The organism is Mesorhizobium sp. WSM4976, from assembly GCF_029625685.1.
Classification (GTDB): Bacteria; Pseudomonadota; Alphaproteobacteria; order Rhizobiales; family Rhizobiaceae; genus Mesorhizobium.
In genome coordinates this window covers 1-782 of the sequence record NZ_JARTVT010000105.1, presented here as the reverse complement: position 1 = coordinate 782, position 782 = coordinate 1, and the positions used below count along the sequence as shown (strand labels likewise).

1 protein-coding gene and 1 tRNA gene are annotated in these 782 nt (G+C 59.5%); both read right to left on the bottom strand.

Annotation, left to right across the window (positions count from 1 at the left end; all coding sequences use genetic code 11):
* Nucleotides 1-372: 372 nt before the first annotated feature.
* Nucleotides 373-463, bottom strand: a tRNA-Ser gene (locus tag P9272_RS35920).
* Entirely contained in the window at nucleotides 425-571 is a 147-nt protein-coding gene (locus P9272_RS35915) for a hypothetical protein (RefSeq protein ID WP_278164958.1), read from the bottom strand. The genes P9272_RS35920 and P9272_RS35915 overlap by 39 nt, the downstream gene beginning before the upstream one ends.
* Nucleotides 572-782: the final 211 nt, after the last annotated feature.

Below are 782 nucleotides of genomic sequence, written 5' to 3'. Positions count from 1 at the left end.
AAAGTTAAAAAACGGGTCTGGGTATTTTTTGCTGAAGGACAGCGTTCCCTGCCCCATCCCCACTACCGAAAAAGATGCGCACCGCGCCGCTCCTTCGAATGTGACCTTTACCCATGAGCCGGCGCCGTTCAACCACGATCGTATCGGCGCAAGGGCAGTCCGGGCGCTATCCCCGGGGGTTGTTGCACAAATGACACGATTTGGCCTCACTCAGAAAGCTCTCGTTAACCATCGAGGGGCGCGAGACATGGAATCCGGGCGAATCCGGCGATCGGCCGGCTGAATTGCGGCGTCACGGCGAGTCGCCCTGTCCGATTGTTGCCGCAGAGTCGCCTTGCGAAGGGAGGCTTGTTGCGCACAGCGCAGGGACGATGGCGGAGAGGATGGGATTCGAACCCACGAGAAGCTTTTGACCTCTACTCCCTTAGCAGGGGAGCGCCTTCGACCACTCGGCCACCTCTCCGTCGCGCCGCTGGATAAAGAAAAGCGTGGGCACAATCAACAAGCCGGCGCCATAATCGCCGAAAAATCGTCTGGCCGGCAGCTTCGGAAAGCGGCCGAGCATCGGCATCGCATCGGCCCAGACACGGCGAATCGTGACTTATGCGGCCGTTTCGAGCCAGGCGCAGGTGCCTTCATTGGTGCGCCATCGTAGACCGGAACCGGACACGCAATCACCGGCAGACGCCAATCGTTCCGCTGTACGGAGGCGAAAAAGACCCGCAATAGCAAGCCATTGCCCATAATTTTGGCCGAGACTCCACATCAGTCGCGTTCGATTC

What these genes read in the sequence shown, in the direction of transcription:
- P9272_RS35915 (WP_278164958.1), bottom strand. Translation starts at nt 571, where the DNA reads ATGCCGATGCTCGGCCGCTTTCCGAAGCTGCCGGCCAGACGATTTTTC.